At 62.2% G+C, this 17,101-nt stretch carries 16 protein-coding genes; 9 read left to right on the top strand and 7 right to left on the bottom strand.

What is annotated here, in order from left to right:
• The first annotated feature begins 51 nt into the window (after positions 1-51).
• From A9D13_RS14895 to budC, 4 genes are all read left to right on the top strand, one after another.
• The gene (locus tag A9D13_RS14895) at positions 52-2,139 is read left to right on the top strand and encodes a protein-disulfide reductase DsbD family protein (RefSeq protein WP_229665327.1); all 2,088 of its coding nucleotides are present in this window, start codon (positions 52-54) and stop codon (positions 2,137-2,139) included.
• Between the two features lie 150 nt (positions 2,140-2,289).
• Positions 2,290-2,694: a response regulator gene (locus tag A9D13_RS14890; RefSeq protein ID WP_229665325.1), complete on the top strand. Its 405-nt coding sequence runs from the start codon at positions 2,290-2,292 to the stop codon at positions 2,692-2,694.
• Between the two features lie 165 nt (positions 2,695-2,859).
• Positions 2,860-3,300, top strand: coding sequence for a type II 3-dehydroquinate dehydratase (gene aroQ / locus A9D13_RS14885; RefSeq protein WP_066775420.1), 441 nt, complete (start codon positions 2,860-2,862; stop codon positions 3,298-3,300).
• Between the two features lie 160 nt (positions 3,301-3,460).
• Positions 3,461-4,222, top strand: coding sequence for a meso-2,3-butanediol dehydrogenase (budC, locus tag A9D13_RS14880; RefSeq protein ID WP_066775417.1), 762 nt, complete (start codon positions 3,461-3,463; stop codon positions 4,220-4,222).
• A 75-nt stretch (positions 4,223-4,297) separates the two neighbouring features.
• Here the strand turns inward: budC and A9D13_RS14875 are convergent, their stop codons facing one another.
• The 5 genes from A9D13_RS14875 to A9D13_RS14855 all read right to left on the bottom strand — a co-directional run bounded on the left by A9D13_RS14875 (position 4,298) and on the right by A9D13_RS14855 (position 9,319).
• Positions 4,298-5,038 (bottom strand): 3'(2'),5'-bisphosphate nucleotidase CysQ, encoded by a 741-nt coding sequence (locus A9D13_RS14875; protein ID WP_156522098.1) that lies wholly within the window; start codon positions 5,036-5,038, stop codon positions 4,298-4,300.
• Between the two features lie 12 nt (positions 5,039-5,050).
• On the bottom strand, positions 5,051-6,982 hold the full coding sequence (gene cysN / locus A9D13_RS14870) for a sulfate adenylyltransferase subunit CysN (RefSeq protein ID WP_066775408.1): 1,932 nt from the start codon (positions 6,980-6,982) through the stop codon (positions 5,051-5,053).
• Complete coding sequence (cysD, locus tag A9D13_RS14865) at positions 6,982-7,914, bottom strand: sulfate adenylyltransferase subunit CysD (RefSeq protein ID WP_066775405.1); 933 nt, start codon at positions 7,912-7,914, stop codon at positions 6,982-6,984. Before cysD ends, cysN begins: the two co-directional genes overlap by 1 nt.
• 116 nt (positions 7,915-8,030) lie before the next feature.
• On the bottom strand, positions 8,031-8,564 hold the full coding sequence (locus A9D13_RS14860) for a TspO/MBR family protein (protein ID WP_066775402.1): 534 nt from the start codon (positions 8,562-8,564) through the stop codon (positions 8,031-8,033).
• A 20-nt stretch (positions 8,565-8,584) separates the two neighbouring features.
• Positions 8,585-9,319, bottom strand: a complete 735-nt coding sequence (locus A9D13_RS14855; protein WP_229665323.1) for a TlyA family RNA methyltransferase — start codon at positions 9,317-9,319, stop codon at positions 8,585-8,587.
• Between the two features lie 151 nt (positions 9,320-9,470).
• On the opposite strand from A9D13_RS14855, the gene A9D13_RS20980 reads away from it, so the two are divergent.
• The 4 genes from A9D13_RS20980 (at position 9,471) to A9D13_RS14835 (ending at position 14,381) form a co-directional block, all read left to right on the top strand.
• Complete coding sequence (locus tag A9D13_RS20980; protein WP_216635513.1) at positions 9,471-10,136, top strand: hypothetical protein; 666 nt, start codon at positions 9,471-9,473, stop codon at positions 10,134-10,136.
• A gap of 761 nt (positions 10,137-10,897) precedes the next feature.
• Complete coding sequence (locus A9D13_RS14845; protein ID WP_156522097.1) at positions 10,898-11,152, top strand: hypothetical protein; 255 nt, start codon at positions 10,898-10,900, stop codon at positions 11,150-11,152.
• A 287-nt stretch (positions 11,153-11,439) separates the two neighbouring features.
• Entirely contained in the window at positions 11,440-13,473 is a 2,034-nt protein-coding gene (locus A9D13_RS14840) for a 3-hydroxyacyl-CoA dehydrogenase NAD-binding domain-containing protein (protein WP_066775393.1), read from the top strand.
• A 110-nt stretch (positions 13,474-13,583) separates the two neighbouring features.
• Positions 13,584-14,381 (top strand): hypothetical protein, encoded by a 798-nt coding sequence (locus tag A9D13_RS14835; RefSeq protein ID WP_066775391.1) that lies wholly within the window; start codon positions 13,584-13,586, stop codon positions 14,379-14,381.
• Here A9D13_RS14835 and A9D13_RS14830 read toward each other — a convergent pair.
• A complete protein-coding gene (locus tag A9D13_RS14830) occupies positions 14,314-15,300 on the bottom strand; it encodes a glucokinase (RefSeq protein ID WP_066775389.1) in 987 nt (328 codons plus the stop codon). The two genes, A9D13_RS14835 and A9D13_RS14830, sit on opposite strands and share 68 nt — an antisense overlap.
• 72 nt (positions 15,301-15,372) lie before the next feature.
• Between A9D13_RS14830 and A9D13_RS14825 the strand changes: the two genes are divergently transcribed.
• Entirely contained in the window at positions 15,373-15,870 is a 498-nt protein-coding gene (locus A9D13_RS14825; RefSeq protein WP_066775387.1) for a hypothetical protein, read from the top strand.
• Here the strand turns inward: A9D13_RS14825 and A9D13_RS14820 are convergent.
• Positions 15,867-17,048, bottom strand: a complete 1,182-nt coding sequence (locus A9D13_RS14820) for a D-alanine--D-alanine ligase (RefSeq protein ID WP_066775383.1) — start codon at positions 17,046-17,048, stop codon at positions 15,867-15,869. The genes A9D13_RS14825 and A9D13_RS14820 overlap by 4 nt on opposite strands.
• Between the last annotated feature and the right edge of the window lie 53 nt (positions 17,049-17,101).

The raw sequence follows: 17,101 nt of genomic DNA, 5'->3' as shown, positions 1-17,101 counted from the left end.
CAACCCCCTGATGGCTATCCGCTCCGCCCTGCGCAAGCCCCGGATGGTGCTTTGAACGAAGAGAACCGCTTCATCGTGATCCCGACCATCGTCCCGCCCGCCTTCAAACCGGTGTTGCGGGCGCTGACGCTGGTTATCGCGGCTTTGATCGTCGCCATAACCCCTGCCCATGCGCAGGACCGGGCGAACCATATTTCATCCGAACTGATCGCCCAGCGCGCCGCGCAGCCGGGCGAGACGATAGAAATCGCCATCGCCATGCGCCCAGATGCCGGCTGGCACGGTTACTGGAGCAATCCGGGCGATGCCGGTTTCGGAATGGATCTGGTCTGGACGCTGCCCGATGGCGCCAGTGCGGGCGAACCGGAATATCCCGTGCCCGAGCCGCTGCTGATCGGCCCGCTGATGAACCATGTGTATGAGGGGCCCTATGCCGTGCTCGTCCCCATCACAGTTCCCGAAACGGCCGCATCAGGCACCAGCATCCCCGTTTCCTTGCGGGCGAATTGGCTGGCCTGCACCGACAAGATCTGCGTGCCCGAACAGGCCGAGATGAAAACCGTGATCCCGGTCGCGGCCAAGGGTGAAACGCCGGGAGACGACCCACGCTTTTCCAAATGGCGGCAGATGCTGCCCGCCCCCGTCGTGATGGAGGGGCGCTACAGCATCGCGAATGGCCAATTGCGCGTCGCGATCCCGCTTGCCGCCGGAGCGGAGGCAACAGCCCCGCACCTCTTCGTGGAGGAGGACCGCTATGCCGAATATGCCGCGCCGCAGGCTTTCACGCGCGAAGGCGACTGGCTGATCGCCGAAACCGGCGCGCGCGCCACCGCGAGTGAAGGCGAGCCACTGCATTTCGTGCTGAGACTGGACGATGACGGCAATGGCATCGCCTTTACGGCCAGCCCGGGCGAAGTCCCTGCCACGACTGCTGCGGCAAATGCTCTTGCCGATAGCCTCTTCTCCATGGCCGGCATCGCCCTGATCGCGGCCGCCTTTGCCGGAGGGCTGCTCCTGAACGTAATGCCTTGCGTTTTCCCGATCCTCAGCCTCAAGGCGATGGCCCTCGCCCGCGCGGGCGGCAATGCGCGTGAGGCTCGGCGCGAGGCGATCGCCTATACAGCAGGCGTGGTGCTGGCCGTGCTGGCGCTGGGGGCGGTGCTGCTGGCACTGCGGGCAGGAGGCGCGCAGGTCGGCTGGGCGTTCCAGTTGCAGGAACCTGCCACCGTCGTGCTTCTGCTGGCGCTTGCGGTTGCGATCACCGCCAATCTGGCCGGGCTTTACGAATTCATCCTGCCCGTGCGCATCGGCGAGGGCGGCGGAGCCTTCATGACCGGTGTTCTGGCCGCGGTTGCCGCGACGCCGTGCACCGGCCCATTCATGGCCGCGGCCATGGGCGCGGCGCTGCTGCTGCCGGGCGAACAGGCGATGGCGCTGTTTGCCGCACTGGGCCTCGGCCTTGCCGCCCCCTTCCTCGCCATCGGCTTCGTGCCGTGGCTGCGCCGCATGCTGCCGCGTCCAGGCCCGTGGATGAACCGTTTTCGTCTGGTCATGGCGGTACCGATGGGGCTTACCGTGCTGGCGCTCGCATGGCTGTGCTGGCGGCTTGGCGGCGCGGCTCTGCTGGCGGGCGGAGCACTGCTGGCGATCGTTATCGCCGCATTGTGCCTGATCGCCGGCAGACGCCAGCGCAAGGGCAAGGCGGCGATCGGCCTCGCACTGGCTGCGATCGCAATTGCCATCGGCAGCGCCGCAGCGGCAAGCGCACTTACCGAACCGACATCAAATGCGACCGATCAGGCGATACCGGGCGCGATCCCCTATAGCGAAGAGGCATTGGCCAGTGCCCGCGCCACGGGGCCAGTCTTCGTCTATTTCACAGCCGACTGGTGCGTCACCTGCAAGGTCAACGAAAGCGTGGCAATCGCGCGCGATCCCGTCATCGAAGCCTTTCACAAGGCGGGCGTAACGGTCATCGTCGGCGACTGGACGCGGCGCGATCCCGCGATTACCCGTTTCCTGTCGGCGCAGGGCGCGGCCGGTGTTCCCCTGTACCTTTGGTATGCGCCGGGGAAGGATGCGGAGCAGTTGCCGCAGATCCTCACCGCCAATCTCTTAGTTGCGCAGGCGCGCAAATGATGCATAGCAGATACAAATTATCGCAGCAGTCACGGAACCGTAACGCTGTTTCGCGGTTGATAAGCAACCGGTATGGCTTGTCCTGCTTGGCTTGGGTCGCTGTTTTCAAGGAGCAAGTGCGTGGGCTCCCAAAAGGGTTGAGATGGCACCATGGTTAATATGGGCACGAGTGTCGGATGGAAAAATTGTGACGGATTACGACCAGTGATACTGTTAGTTGAAGACGAAATGATCATTGCCTTTGACCTGTGCGACAGGCTTGAAGACAGCGGTTACGACGTCGACGGTCCTTACCCCAGCGTGGCGCGCGCGATGGATGCGCTCGCCAATAAAAGGCCGGAAGCTGCGATCCTTGATGTGCAACTGACCGATGGCGACGTTCTGCCGGTAGCCGACCGTTTGGTGGAAATGGATGTGCCGATCGTCTTCCACTCTGGCCATGCCCGGCCTGAAGTGCTCATGAAACGTTATCCCGATGCGATCGTCTGCGCCAAGCCGTGCGCGGTCGGCGCGATTGAGAGTTCGCTGCGCGAAATGCTGATCGATCAGGCGTAAATTTCTGACAATAGACCACCGGGCCCCGCCCGGTTTTTTGCTGGGCTGTCTTTTTCCAGGGCGGCTTCCTTCATGCGGGCAATTCCTCTGCAGAAAACCATGCGCCGTCTTGAAAGCGGCCAAGGCCCCGCCTAACCCGATGCGGTACTAGGCGGAGGGTATGCCATGGCGCTGATCTGTGTATTCAACGGTCCCAATCTCAACATGCTCGGCACGCGTGAGCCTGAGATCTATGGGCGCGAAACGTTGAAGGACGTCGAGACCTTGTGCGCCGATAAGTGCCGCACGCTGGGCCATGACATGCGCTTTACCCAGTCGAATAGCGAGGGCGACCTCGTCACCTGGATCCAGGAAGCGCGCGGCAAGGCGGATGGCATCGTCATCAACCCTGCCGCCTACACCCACACCTCGGTCGCGATCCGCGATGCGCTGGCCGCGTTTGGCGGCCCCTTTGTCGAAATCCATATTTCCAATGTCCATGCCCGCGAAAGCTTTCGTCACAAAAGCTATCTTTCGGACATCGCATCGGCCGTCATCTGCGGCTGTGGCATCGCGGGCTATGGCTATGCCATCGACACTGTTTCGCGGCTGATCGCAAAAGGCTGAGCGCCCCTTCAATCGCACCCCGGCGCATCATGTCGCGCCATTCATTCCTCTCGCAGATTAGCGATGCCGCGACCGGAACGAAACCGGGCCCGATGCGCTATTTCCCTGTAAACCGTGCCGCCCGTCCATTGGCGGCCGAACCAACCTAACAGGGAATATAATGCAACGTTTCGAAGGAAAGACCGTCATCGTTACCGGCGCCGGATCGGGCATCGGCAAGGCAACTGCAAAGCGATTTGCCGAAGAAGGGGCAACCGTCGCCCTTCTGGGCCATTCCGATAGCGTCGAGACCGCTGTGAAGGAAATGCCGGGCGACAAGTGCTTCGCCCTGAAGGTCGATGTGCGCAACAGCGAGAATGTGAAAGCCGCAATCGACGCCGTCGTCGAAAAGACAGGCCAGCTCGACGTGCTCTACAACAATGCCGGTGCTGCCGAAATGAAGCCGCCCGAGGAGCACACCGACGAGGACTGGGACAAGGTCATCCGCACCAATGTGGACGGTGTTTTCTATTGCTCGCGCGCGGCCATCCCGCATCTGGAAAAGACCAAGGGGTGCATCGTCAATACCAGTTCGGTTTCTGGCATTGGCGGCGACTGGGGCATGCTGGCCTATAATACGTCAAAGGGCAGCATCTCGAACTTCACCCGTGCGCTTGCGCTGGATCTGGGTAAGCGCGGCATTCGCGTGAACGCGGTCGCCCCCTCGCTGACCGACACGAAGATGGCCAAGGGCATCATGGCCGACAAGGAAAAGCTGGCCAAGTTCCAGGAGCGGATGCCGCTCGAAGCGCCTGCCGAGCCGGAGGATATCGCAGCAGTCGTAAGCTTTCTTGCCAGCGACGATGCGCGCATGGTCACCGGCGTGATCCTGCCTGTTGATGGCGGCGTAACTGCGGCGAATGGGCAGCCCGCGATCGGCTGATCCATTGAAGATATGAAAAACCCCGCGCGGATCACTTTCCGCGCGGGGCTTTTTGTATCCGGGATACGGGCAGGATCAGCCCATCTCGGCGACCAGCTTCAGCACCGTGTCGGCATGTTCCTTACGGCAGATGAGCAAGTCCGGGAGCGACACGTCGGGCCGGTTGTAGAGCATGGGCGAACCGTCGATGCGTGAAGCATGCAGACCATGCGCGATGGCCACGGCTGCCGGGGCGCAATTGTCCCATTCGTATTGACCGCCGGAGTGGAGGTAGATGTCCGCCTCCCCCCGGATGATCGACATGGCCTTGGCGCCTGCACTGCCCATGGGGACCAGCTCGGCGCCAATGGCCTCGGCCACCGCTTCGCTGTCCTTGCCCGGGCGCGTACGGCTGACCACCATGCGCAGCTTTTCAGGCGCGGGCGGCAGATCGGCGATGCGATCGGTGCGCATCACTGTCGGCACGCCGGGCAGAGCGACCGCCCCGATCACGGGCTTGCCCCCGATGGCGAGCCCGACATGCACGGCCCAGTCGGACCGTTTTTCGCCATATTCGCGGGTGCCATCGACAGGGTCGATGATCCAAACCCGCTCCTTGTCCAGCCTTTCGAGCGTGTCGCGGCTCTCCTCCGACAAGACGCCGTCATCGGGACGCTGCGCCGCGATCGCCTTCATCAAAAAGGCATTGGCGGTCTTGTCGCCCGCGCTTCCCAGCGGCTTGCCGTCGATGAGGCCGCTGTCGCGCACCTGCACCGCGATCTGTCCGGCGACTTCGGCCAGACGGGCGGCGAGTTCGTGATCGCTTTCCATGATCATGCGTGTCGCCCCTTACCAGCCCAGCACATATTCGACGATCCGGTCGGCGGCTTCCTCGGCCGTCATGCTGGTCGTGTCGATGCGAATTTCGGGGTTGGCGGGTGCCTCGTACGGGCTATCGATCCCGGTGAAGTTCTTGAGCGTCCCTGCCCGCGCCTTTTTATACAGGCCCTTCACATCTCGTTCCTCGGCCACCGCGAGCGGCGTGTCGATATAGACCTCAACGAACTCGCTCTCCTCCATCATCGCGCGCACCATGTCGCGCTCGGCCCGGAACGGGCTGATGAAGGCGGTGACGACGATCAGGCCCGCATCCGTCATCAGGCGCGCAACCTCGCCCACGCGGCGGATATTCTCGATCCGGTCGGCGTCGGTAAAGCCAAGGTCCTTGTTCAGCCCATGCCGCACATTGTCGCCGTCAAGGAGGAAGCTGTGCCGGTTCATCCGGTGCAGCCGCTTTTCGACCAGATTGGCGATGGTGGACTTGCCCGAACCGGAGAGGCCCGTGAACCACAGCACCTTGGGCGTCTGGTTCTTAAGGTCCGCGCGCGCTTCCCGCGTGATGTCCATGGCCTGCCAGTGGACGTTCTGCGAACGGCGCAGCGCAAAGTGGATCATGCCGGCGGCGACGGTCTGGTTCGTGATCTTGTCGATCAGGATGAACCCGCCCATCGTCTTGTTGAGGCGGCCCTGCTCGTCGCGATAGGGCAGGAAGGTCAGCGGCTTGTCGGTGACCATCTCGGTCACGCCGATGGAATTCAGGTCCAGCGTCTTGGCGGCAAGATGGTCCAGCGTGTTGACGTCGACCTTGTACTTGGGCGCCTGCAGGCTGCACGATACCGTCTGCGTCGCGCATTTCAGCCAGTAGGAGCGGCCCGGTAGCATGGCTTCATCCGCCATCCACACGACAGTCGCCTCGAACTGGTCGGCGCTTTCGGGGGGATGGTCGGCCGCTGCAATCACGCTCCCGCGCGACACGTCGACCTCGTCCTCCAGCACCAGCGTGACCGACTGGCCCGCCTGCGCCTCGTCCAGTTCGCCGTCGAAGGTGACGATCGATTTCACCGTGGTGGTCTTGCCCGATGGCACGATGCGCACCGGATCGCCCGGCTTGATCGTCCCGCCCGAGATCTGGCCCGAGAAGCCGCGGAAGTCGAGATTGGGGCGGTTGACCCACTGGACGGCCATGCGGAACGGCTTCCCCAGATCCTCGTCGGCCGACAGCTCCACGCTTTCCAGGTGATCCATCAGCGTCGGGCCGGAATACCACGGCGTGTTGTCCGACAGCTCGGTGATATTATCGCCCTTGAAGCCCGAGATCGGGATCGCGGTGAACGCCTCGATGCCCACTTCCTCGGCGAACTCGCGATAGTCCTGCACGATATCCAGGAAAGTCGAGCGGTCGTAGTCGATGAGGTCCATCTTGTTCACCGCCAGCACCACGTGCTTGATGCCGACGAGATGGGCGAGATAGCTGTGCCGCCGCGTCTGGACGAGCACGCCCTTGCGCGCATCGACGAGGATCACCGCGAGATCGGCGGTCGATGCGCCGGTCACCATGTTGCGCGTGTATTGTTCATGCCCCGGCGTGTCGGCGACGATGAACTTGCGCTTTTCGGTCGCGAAGAAGCGATAGGCGACATCGATGGTGATGCCCTGCTCTCGCTCTGCGGCAAGACCATCGACGAGGAGCGCGAAGTCGATCTCCTGCCCTTGCGTGCCCATCTTCTTGGAATCGGCGTGGAGGTCGGCCAGCTGATCCTCGAAGATCATCTTGGAATCATACAGCAGGCGGCCGATCAGCGTCGACTTGCCATCATCCACGCTGCCGCAGGTGATGAAGCGCAACATGGTCTTGTGCTGGTGCTTTTCCAGATAGGCGTCGATGTCCTGCTCGATCAGCGCATCGGTCTTGTAGACGGGCTCGTCCTTGATATCGGTCATCAGAAATAGCCCTCCTGCTTCTTCTTCTCCATGCCGGCACCGCCAGCATCCTTGTCGATGGCGCGGCCCTGCCGTTCGCTGGTCGTCGTCAGCAGCATTTCCTGGATCACTTCGGACAGATTGCTCGCCTCGCTCTCCACCGCGCCGGTCAGCGGGTAGCAACCCAATGTGCGGAAGCGGATCGAGCGCATTTCGGGCTCCTCGCCTTCCTTCAGCGGGAAGCGTTCGTCATCGACCATCAGCAGCATGCCGTCGCGCTCCACCGTCGGGCGCGGCGCGCTGAAATACAGCGGCACGATCTCGATCCCCTCAAGCTGGATGTATTGCCAGATGTCGAGTTCGGTCCAGTTGGAGATCGGGAATACGCGAATGCTTTCGCCCTTCGCCTTTTTCGCGTTGTAGAGGTTCCACAACTCAGGCCGCTGATTTTTCGGGTCCCAGCCATGGCTTGCCGTGCGGAACGAAAAGATGCGCTCCTTCGCGCGGCTCTTTTCCTCGTCCCGGCGCGCGCCGCCAAAGGCCGCGTCGAAGCCATACATGTCGAGCGCCTGCTTCAGCCCTTCGGTCTTCCACATGTCGGTGTGCAGCGGGCCATGGTCGAACGGGTTGATCCCGCGCTCCTTCGCCTCCGGGTTCTGGTGCACGATCAGCTCCATCCCCGCCTCTTCCGCGGCGCGGTTGCGAAGCTCGTACATCGCCTTGAACTTCCACGTCGTGTCGACATGCATCAACGGAAACGGCGGCGGGCTGGGATAGAATGCCTTCTTCGCAAGATGCAGCATAACCGCGCTGTCCTTGCCAACCGAATACAGCATCACGGGCTTGTCGGTCTCCGCAACAACTTCGCGGATAATGTGGATGCTCTCGGCCTCTAGCCGTTCCAAATGAGTGAGTGCGCGCGGCAAGAAATGCTCCTTGTTGGGCTGCAGCATGAATGAATTTTGTCGGGATCGGGGGATACCGAGGGGAACTGCGGTGCGGTAGAAAAATTTGCTTTCAGGCGTTCAACGAAGCATTGTCCGTCGCGCAAGGTCGTTAACCCGATTTCTCAGTTAACCTGCCAGAATTGCAGGTTCAGTACCGCAGCAAAGCATATCCATGCGAGATATGGCAGGAGCAGTGCAGCCGCCAAACGGCTGACCCGGACGAACAGTGCGATCGTCGCCAGTACGAGCACGATCATCAGCAATATCCAGAAAAAGGCGAGCGCGATCTGGTGCAGCCCGAAGAAGATCGGCGACCAGCACAGATTCGCCGCCAACTGGACGGCGAACATCTTCACCGCCGCGCTTTTGCGCCCGCGCCGCGAACTTGCCAGCACCATGGCCAGCGAAAACCCCATCATCACATAAAGGATGGTCCACACCACGCCGAACACCCACCCCGGCGGAAACAACGCCGGTTTCACCAGCGCATCGAACCAGGGATCGCCGACGCCCGACCCTGAAAGCTGACCGGAAGCGAGGCCGAGGATCGTGACGAGCGGCACGCATAGCATCGCCCACCACAGCATGCTCTTTTGCCGATAGCTGGGGACGTGCGGAATTCGTTCGGCGGATTGCGGTTCGCGATTATCTTCCATAGCCCCTCCAAACCCGGCTCTCAGCCGCGCGTTCCCCGTGCGGCCCAGACCAGAAACTCGACATTGCCTTCAGGCCCCTTGATCGGGCTTTCCGTCAGACCCTTGATGGCCCATCCCTCGCCTGTCAGCCAGTCCTGAACTTCTTCGCAAACGCGCGCATGAAGAGCGGGATCGCGGACCACGCCGCCCTTGCCCACCTCATCGCGTCCCACCTCGAACTGCGGCTTGATCAGCGCGACCAGCGTGGCATCGGGTGCCGCCAGTGCCAGCGGAACCGCCAAAACCTTCGCCAGCGAGATAAAGGACGCATCGCATACGACCCAGTCGCACCCCTGTGGAATATGCTCCCGCGTCAGGATCCGCGCGCTCGTCTGTTCGAGAACGGTCACCCGCTCGTCGCTGCGCAATTTCCACGCGAGCTGATTCGTGCCGGAATCCACGGCAAAGACATGCGCCGCGCCATTGGTCAGCAGCACGTCGGTGAACCCGCCGGTCGAACTGCCGATATCCATCGCGCGCGCGCCGGCAGGAGCAAGGGCGAATTCCGCGATCGCATGGGCCAGCTTGATCCCGCCGCGTGACACCCACGGGTGATCGCGGCCCCGCACGTCCAGCTCGACATCGACAGGCAATTGCTGGCCGGGCTTGGCGACCTTTGCCTCCCCGGCAAAGACAACGCCTGCCATGACCAAGGCCTGTGCCCGCGTACGGCTTTCGGCATGGCCACGATCGACCAGCATCTGGTCCACACGCATCTTTTTCGGCTTTTTGGAAGCCCGAGAGGGCCGGTTGGCGCTGTCTGTCATGCTGGAGTCGGTCTTGGTGAAATCACTGCAGGGCGAGTTATGGGGGCATTTCGCCCGATTGCGGCTTGAGCGCTTGGCGAAGGCTTCGCATAAGCAGCCCATGACGCCAAGCCGCAATCGCCCCGAGGGCCCCGCACTTATCCCCCCCGCCCGTGCCAAGGCAGCCCGTGCCAGGGCAGCCCGCACCGCCATGCGCCGGTGCTGGTCGCTGACCGGCACTATGATCGCGCTTACCGGCCTTGCGCTGGCTGCGGCCTGCGCCCCCGTGCCCACGACATACAAGGCACCGCCGGCCCCCGCGCCGGCACCGGCTCCCGCCCCCGCTCCCGCACCGGCCCCAGTCCCGGCAACGCCGCAATATACTATTGGCGAGTGGCTTGAGGTTCCTCTGGCGAGCGGGACATGGGCTTACCGGGCGGACGGCAATGCCACGCGCGCCCTGTTCGGCGCGCCATCGGACGGTACGCAGTTCACCATGGCTTGCGAGCGCGGCAATAATGTCATCAAGCTGTGGCGCGCCCTGCCCAAGGGCATTCCCGCGCCGACCGGCATGACCATCGCGACCAGTTCCGCCACGCGCACCCTGCCCGCGACCGTGCTGGAAGGCCCCGTGCCGCAGCTGGTAGCGACGCTGGCGCCGACCGATCCGATCATCGATGCGATGATCTTTTCGCGCGGACGTTTTGCCGTGGCAGCCAATGGGACCGCGCTGCTGGTCATGCCCGCCTGGGCAGAGATCGCGCGTACGGCGCAAGACTGCCGCTAGGCCCTGAGAAGGAAACCTGAGAAGGCCCCTGCGAAGCCCACTGCGAATCAATACGGTTTTGAGGGGTTTGCCGCGGCTGAATCGGCAAGGCGGATATTGTGACGGTGAATAATTCCAATGCAAGTCTTGTCGTTGCAGCGCAAAAAAAGCAGCATGCGAATCAAGGACGGGGCGACGGACCGAGGGTCTCCGCCAGAGCGGATAGCGACGCCCGGAACCCGCCCCGGCCGAACCGTACGCAAGACACTCGGGGCTTGCGAACAGGCGGTATTCTTGGCCCCGGCGCGAAAGGAGGTGATCCGATGTCTCATGGTCCAGCTAAGAGGTCGGTGAAGTCCACTACGAGGCATTATCGCTAAGTCATGGCGGGTCGCTGATGCTGCCCGCACAGTTGACCCGGTAAGGCGATAAAGGCTTCGTCAGGGCGGCACTTCCTGGCCGCTGACCATGTGAAACCCCGTGGCGACTTCGGTCGCTGCGGGGTTTCTCATTTCCACCAGCCCGATTTTCGCGGATGCGAACCATGGCGGTTCGCACGATGTAACCTGCGGCGCTGTATCATTTCGGCTCTTTCCCGGAAACTTTATTGCGTGATGAGAGTTATCCGACAAGAAGCTGAAATTACGGCTTTCGGAGACATCGAAACGCCGCGGCGAACAGACTATCCATGTTTGGAAACGGTTTACCGTACCGGTTAGCTCTTTCGCCAAAGGAAATTATGTAATATGCCGCAAACGCGAAAAGGTTAATTCGGGGGTATGATGATCATCAAGAAACTCGCTGCTGTTTCGGTCGCCGCCAATCTGGCGCTTGCACCGATCGCCGCGCATGCGGCGCCGCTCGACACGGTTGGTTCGGCAGGCACGCGGCTTTCGGCACCGGCTGCAGAAGCCAGCGAAGCCAAGGGCAATGGGATCATTCTCATCCTGGGCCTGCTTCTGATCGGCGCGGGTGCTGCCGTCGCACTTGGCGGCGGCGATGATGACGATTCCGCCATCGACCCGGTCAGCATGTAATCTGCTTGCCGTAGGGAGCATTTGCTCCGGTGAAAAAAGAATGGGCCGTCCGGTGAATGCCGGACGGCCCATTCTTTTATGCAGTTGCGAAGTGCGCCCACACCCCTAATCCCTAATGGCGGACCAGATCCGTTCATCATGCATGGCAATTCAGCGGCCGCGATTCACGCCGGCTTGTTTGCCAAGCCAGCTGACAGCGGCCATTCCTCGGCAGGCTGGTCGGCACGATTCGCGTGATTGCGGGGATGGCCGCCAAAGAATTCGACAGAAACAGGAGAGTGCAGAAAATGGCCGCAGTCAGCGTAACGGTGGAAAACGGTATCGCCCGCGTCACCATTTCCAGTCCACCCGTCAATGCACTGGGCCACGCGGTCAGGGTCGGGCTAAAGGAAGCCGCCGTAAAGATCGCCACTGACGAGGCCATTCGCGGCGCCGTGATCCTGGCCGAGGGCGCCACTTTCCCCGCTGGCGCGGACATCGCGGAATTCCCCGATGTTCCCGAACCTTCGCACGGCGAGGTGTTCGACATGATCACCGCGCTCGACAAGCCGGTCGTTGCCGCGCTGCATGGCAATACTCTGGGCGGCGGGCTGGAACTGGCGCTGGCCTGCCACTACCGCGTCGCCGCAGCCAATACGAAACTGGGCTTTCCCGAAGTCAACCTTGGCCTGCTGCCGGGCGCACGCGGTTCGCAGCGCCTCCCCCGCCTGATCGGTGCAGAGGCGGCGCTTGGCATGATGCTGACCGGCAAGCCCATCGGCGCCGACAAGGCCGAGAAGATAGGGTTGGTCGACGAGACCGTGCCAGCCGGCACGCAGGATGACGCCGCCATAGCCATGGTCACCGCACTGATCGCAAAGGACGGCCCCCTTCCCCGCACGACCGAGGACAGCGAGTGGACGACGAAGGACCGCGCCGATCCCGACATCTTCGACCGGATCAAGGCCGACTATGGCAGGCTTTTCCGTGGGGTAATCGCGCCCGATGCGATCCTCACCTGCGTAAAGGCCGCGGTCGAGCTTCCTTATGAAAAGGGCGTCGAGGTCGAGACCAGCGAGTTCCTCCGCCTTTTGAACTCCGACCAGTCGCGGGCCCTGATCCACGTTTTCTTCGCCATGCGCGAAACCGTGAAAGTTCCCGACATCCCCAAGGACACCCCGCTGATCGACGTCAACAGCGTGGGCGTGATCGGCGCGGGCACGATGGGCGGCGGGATCGCCATGTGCTTTGCCAATGCCGGCATCGCGGTCAAGCTGGTCGAAATCAAGCCGGAGGCGCTTGAGCGCGGGCTGAGCGTGATCCGCAAGAATTACGAGAACACGGCGAAGAAGGGCCGCATGACGGCCGAAGACGTCGAAATGCGCATGGGCCTCATCACCGGCACGCTGGAAATGGATGATCTCGCCGATGTCGATCTGGTCATCGAGGCGGTATTCGAAAGCATGGAGATCAAGGAAAAGGTGTTCACCCGCCTCGATGCCATTGCAAAGGACGGGGCGATCCTCGCTTCCAACACCAGCTTTCTCGACCTCAACCATATCGCGGCGATGACAAAGCGGCCCGAGATGGTGGTCGGCCTGCACTTCTTCTCGCCCGCCAATGTGATGCCGCTGCTCGAAGTCGTGCGCGGCGACAAGAGCAGCGACAGCGTGATCGCGACCGGCATGAAACTGGGCAAAGCGCTTCGGAAAACGCCCGTTCTGGCAGGCGTGTGCGATGGCTTCATCGCGAACCGCCTGATGTTCCCCTACATGGTCGCCAGCCAGCAGATGCTTTTGAAGGGTACGCCGATGCAGGAAATCGACGCCGCGATGAAAGCCTATGGCTTTGCCATGGGGCCGATCGCACTGCTCGACCTGATCGGGCTCGACGTCATCACCTTCCCCGGCGACGTCACCATGACGGGCGAACTGGTGAAGCTGGAACGCCGCGGCCAGAAGCTGAATGGCGGTTTCTATGATTATGACGAGAAGCGCCGTTCAACCCCCTCGCCAGCGGCGCTGGAGGTGATCGAGAAGGTCCGCGAGGCCAATGGCATCGAAACTGCTCCAGCGCTCTCTCCCGAAGAGATCGTGGCCAGCCTGCTGTATCCGGTGATCAATGAGGGCGCCAAGATCCTGGAAGAAGGAATCGCCCTGCGCGCCGGCGATATCGATGTCGCGGCAATTCTGGGGTATAACTGGCCATCCTATCAGGGAGGCCCGATGTGCTGGGCCGATATTCACGGTCTTGGCACGATTATTTCGGGTCTCGAAGCGATGGGCATCGAACCGGCCAAGTTGCTCAAAGAAAAGGCAGAGACCGGATCCAGCTTTACCTGAGATTATTCCAGCCGATGTAATCGTGAAAAATTTCGTCAGGTTCCCGCTCTCACCTTTCGCGCAATTGCTGGGGGCGGGGATCACGATTATGTTACGATTTCATGAAGACAATGGCGGAAAATTTCATTCGATGGGGCTGGTTCGGCGCCTGGACAGGCCTGCGCGAAGCGGGCATCGCCTGCCGGAACTGGCCTGGCCGGAACTTCATGTTCATCAGCGCCATGCTGATCATGCTCCACATCTATTCGATCGAATATGCGGCGCAGACGGGCAATGAACTCGTCTTCCTGCATATCGATGCAGAGGGCAGCGTTTCGGAATTCTGGGAAACGGTGCTGCTCACGCTGGCCGCAGTGGTCTATATCTTCCGCGCCGCGGGTGAGAGATGCGGAAAACTCATGCTGCCGGCATTGCTGCTGATCTATATGGCATTCGACGGCAGCATGCAGTGGCATGAGGCGGCGGGCGAGATGCTCTATCCCCCCAATCCCGATTATGGTGAGCCGGTTTTCATGATCGCGGTCTGCATCGCGGCCGGCGCGGCGATGCTATGGGCCCTTGTCACCGCAGAAGACCATGTGAAGCGCGAGCTATGGGCGGTGACGACGATGTTCGCCATCTTCGCCTTTTTCTCGATCATCATGGACGCATTCCATGTCGGCATGCGTCATTTCGTCGATCCGCGCCTCGACGTGCCTCTCGGCATGCTGGAAGACGGGGGCGAACTCTTCGCGATTTCCGCACTGGCCGCATTGGCGACCAGCGTGGTTCGCCGCGGCAGCATGACCGCGGCGCAGCGCCGCGATTATGCGATCATCGAAAGCGACTGGTTCACCCGCCTCACGCGGGACAATGCGCCTGTGCAAAGGCCGCAGCAGCCCCAAACAGGCCGGGCTGCGGATGGGTGATGAGCTTGACGGGGATCTTCTCCATCAGGCCTTTGAACCTGCCCTTGTAAACGAAACGTTCGGCAAAGCCGGGATCGGTCAGCCGGTCTTTCAGCCTTAGCCCCAGCCCGCCCGCGATCACGACCGCATTGGCACCATGCGCCAGCGCGAAATCACCAGCTGCCGCCCCCAGGATCATACAGAAACGTTCGCACGCCTTCACCGCGACCGGATCGCTGCCGGTGATGGCCGAGAGCCAAAGCTCACGATCGTCGCCCGAGGGCATGGGTAGGTTCTCGATCTTGGCGATGGCCTCGGCGATCTGGATGATGGCGGGGCCCGAACACATGCGTTCGATCGAAACGCGGGGAAATACCTCGCGCACGTGGGACAGGATCTTCTCCTCAACCCGGTCCTCCGGCGAAAAGCCTATATGCCCGCCCTCGGTCGGCTGGACCCGATAGCCCCCTGCCCCGTCATGCCATAGCTGCGCGACACCCAGACCCGTTCCCGGCCCGGCGATCGAGGTGACGCCGTGATCGGGAAGCGGCACGTCAGGCCCTGCCAGATGCTCGAAGAAATGTTCGTTGGCGCGGGCGACGGCATGGCCGACCGCCTCGAAATCATTGATCAGCACGAAATCGTCGAGGCCAACGTCCTGCGCGATGGTGGCGGGACGGATAACCCAGTGCGAATTGGTGAAGCGGATCTCCTCATCACCCAGCGGCGCTGCAACGGCAATGCCTGCCGCGCGCGGCAGCGGCTCGTCCTGCGCCTCGGCAAAACGCTGCCATGCCGCTGCAAGACCCGACACGCCGCCCGTGGCAAAGGTAACGGGCTCGCCCAGATGCTCCACTCTCCCGGCGGAAACCTCGGCAATGGCAAAACGGGCATTGGTGCCGCCGACATCGATTGAAACGATTTTCTGTGACTTGATCATGGGGGGACGCTAGCGTCGGACACGGGCCGACGAAAGATCAAAGCCCGCCATGAATTCGAATGGGGGAATAAATTGGGGCGCAAATTCACAGCTTTCATGGCCGCCGCCCTGCTCGGTTCGACTGGCACGCCATTGCAGGCGCAGGATTCGGTCGAAGCCGAAGCCATCACCGACGAGGGGGACGGCACGATCTCGCAGGATCAGTTCGCGCGCATGCTTGCCGCAATGGCGTCGGGCGAATCCATGATGAGCGGGGTTGAATTGAATACCGCGATAGAGGCGGCGCAGGCCCACCCGCTCGGCACCGCGGACAACCCGGTGCGCACCACCATGCCCGAGGGCGAAGCGCAATATCTCGACGCCCTGCGCTGTAGTGACAACCGCCCGCCCGCCTATCGCCGGTTGAGCAGCGGCGGGACCGGCCCATACGGCAATATCGTCGATTATTTCGAAGTGGCCTGCCCCGACACCACGCATGAGATCGTGATGGACATGTATCATGGCGGCTATGTCGAGAGCGAAGCCGTCCCCGGCTTCACCATCGACGCCTGGTGGAAAGCAGGCGGTTAGCGCGGCAGCAGATAGGCGCCCTGCGGCACTGGATCGTCGAACCGCTTCACGCTTCCCGCAAGTGCTTCCTCGATCAGGTGCTGGACGAGTTCGGGGAACAGCAGCGGCTCTTCCGCCGCTTCCCACAGGAAAAAGCCATAGCTGCCGGGGATGGCGTTGATTTCATTGAACCAGATCTCCCCCGTTTCGCGATTCGACATGAAGTCGATGCGCGGTGCGCCGCGATGACCAAGCGTGACAAAGGCGCGGCGGGCGTAATCGTGGATCGTCGCCTTCATCTCGGGCGGCAGGTCGGGATTGATGTCGCGTGTCAGCGAAAGCATGCCTTCGGACGGGAGGAAAGCCCCCTTCGTGCCGCCGCCTGAAGACAGATATTTCTCCTTGAAATCAAGCAGTTCAGCGCCGCTCTTGGGCCGCTCTATCGCGGATAGCTTTACATCCTGCGTCGCTGCATCCCAGCGCATGGCGATATTATATTCGACAAGGTTCTGAACCTGCGGCTCGATAATGGCGAGATTGTCCTGCGCCAGCACATAGGCGACCAGCGCAGGCAGATCCTGAGCCGTCTTGGCAAGACCCACGCCAATGGAACTGCCCAGATTGGCCGGCTTCACAATCGCGGGCAGGCCAACCTTGGCCTCGACCTCGGCCACCAGCGCCTTGGGATTGGCAAGTTTCGCGCGGTTCGCGGTGACGTGATCGAGGACGTTAACGCCTGCCAATTTCACCAGCGCCTTGGTCGCGTCCTTGCGCATGGCCATCGCGCTGGACCCGGCGGCGAAGCCGGTGACGGGAATGCCCAGTAGCTCGAAATGGCCCTGTAGCCGTCCGTCTTCACCGAACGGGCCGTGGAACACGGGCAGCACGCAATCGATCGGTGTCTGATCGCCAGAGACCAGCTCCTGCATGACCGGGCCGCGCTCGCTCCAGCGGAAGATCACTTCGGGAGCGCCCGACGGTTTGGGCTTGAACCGCCTGATATCGCGCAGGAAAGGAGCGGAGAAAAAGCGGTTTTCGAAATCGGTGTAGACAGGCACGATCTCGACCCGGCGCACGTCGGCTGCATCCATCAGCTGATGCGCGGACACGACCGAGACATCATGCTCCTGGCTCGCCCCGCCGAACAGCACGGCGACCCGCAGCCTGCTTCCCAGCGCATTATCGACGGCCTGATCCATTCACGTAATCCCCAACTCTTGTCGCACATCGCCCACAGGGCAACGCTCACCTG

The organism is Croceicoccus mobilis (assembly GCF_001661965.1).
Lineage (GTDB): Bacteria > Pseudomonadota > Alphaproteobacteria > Sphingomonadales > Sphingomonadaceae > Croceicoccus > Croceicoccus mobilis.
The sequence above is the reverse complement of the archived record's forward strand: the minus strand, read 5'-3'. Positions and strand labels throughout refer to the sequence as shown.

Coding starts and splice junctions, on each gene's coding strand:
- A9D13_RS14855 (WP_229665323.1), bottom strand. CDS start 9,319: ATGCGTGTGGACCAGATGCTGGTCGATCGTGGCCATGCCGAAAGCCGT.
- A9D13_RS14860 (WP_066775402.1), bottom strand. CDS start 8,564: ATGGAAGATAATCGCGAACCGCAATCCGCCGAACGAATTCCGCACGTC.
- A9D13_RS14840 (WP_066775393.1), top strand. CDS start 11,440: ATGGCCGCAGTCAGCGTAACGGTGGAAAACGGTATCGCCCGCGTCACC.
- A9D13_RS14820 (WP_066775383.1), bottom strand. CDS start 17,048: ATGGATCAGGCCGTCGATAATGCGCTGGGAAGCAGGCTGCGGGTCGCC.
- cysN (WP_066775408.1), bottom strand. CDS start 6,982: ATGACCGATATCAAGGACGAGCCCGTCTACAAGACCGATGCGCTGATC.
- A9D13_RS14890 (WP_229665325.1), top strand. CDS start 2,290: ATGGTTAATATGGGCACGAGTGTCGGATGGAAAAATTGTGACGGATTA.
- aroQ (WP_066775420.1), top strand. CDS start 2,860: ATGGCGCTGATCTGTGTATTCAACGGTCCCAATCTCAACATGCTCGGC.
- A9D13_RS20980 (WP_216635513.1), top strand. CDS start 9,471: ATGACGCCAAGCCGCAATCGCCCCGAGGGCCCCGCACTTATCCCCCCC.
- cysD (WP_066775405.1), bottom strand. CDS start 7,914: ATGCTGCAGCCCAACAAGGAGCATTTCTTGCCGCGCGCACTCACTCAT.
- A9D13_RS14830 (WP_066775389.1), bottom strand. CDS start 15,300: ATGATCAAGTCACAGAAAATCGTTTCAATCGATGTCGGCGGCACCAAT.
- A9D13_RS14875 (WP_156522098.1), bottom strand. CDS start 5,038: ATGATCATGGAAAGCGATCACGAACTCGCCGCCCGTCTGGCCGAAGTC.
- A9D13_RS14835 (WP_066775391.1), top strand. CDS start 13,584: ATGGCGGAAAATTTCATTCGATGGGGCTGGTTCGGCGCCTGGACAGGC.
- A9D13_RS14845 (WP_156522097.1), top strand. CDS start 10,898: ATGATCATCAAGAAACTCGCTGCTGTTTCGGTCGCCGCCAATCTGGCG.
- budC (WP_066775417.1), top strand. CDS start 3,461: ATGCAACGTTTCGAAGGAAAGACCGTCATCGTTACCGGCGCCGGATCG.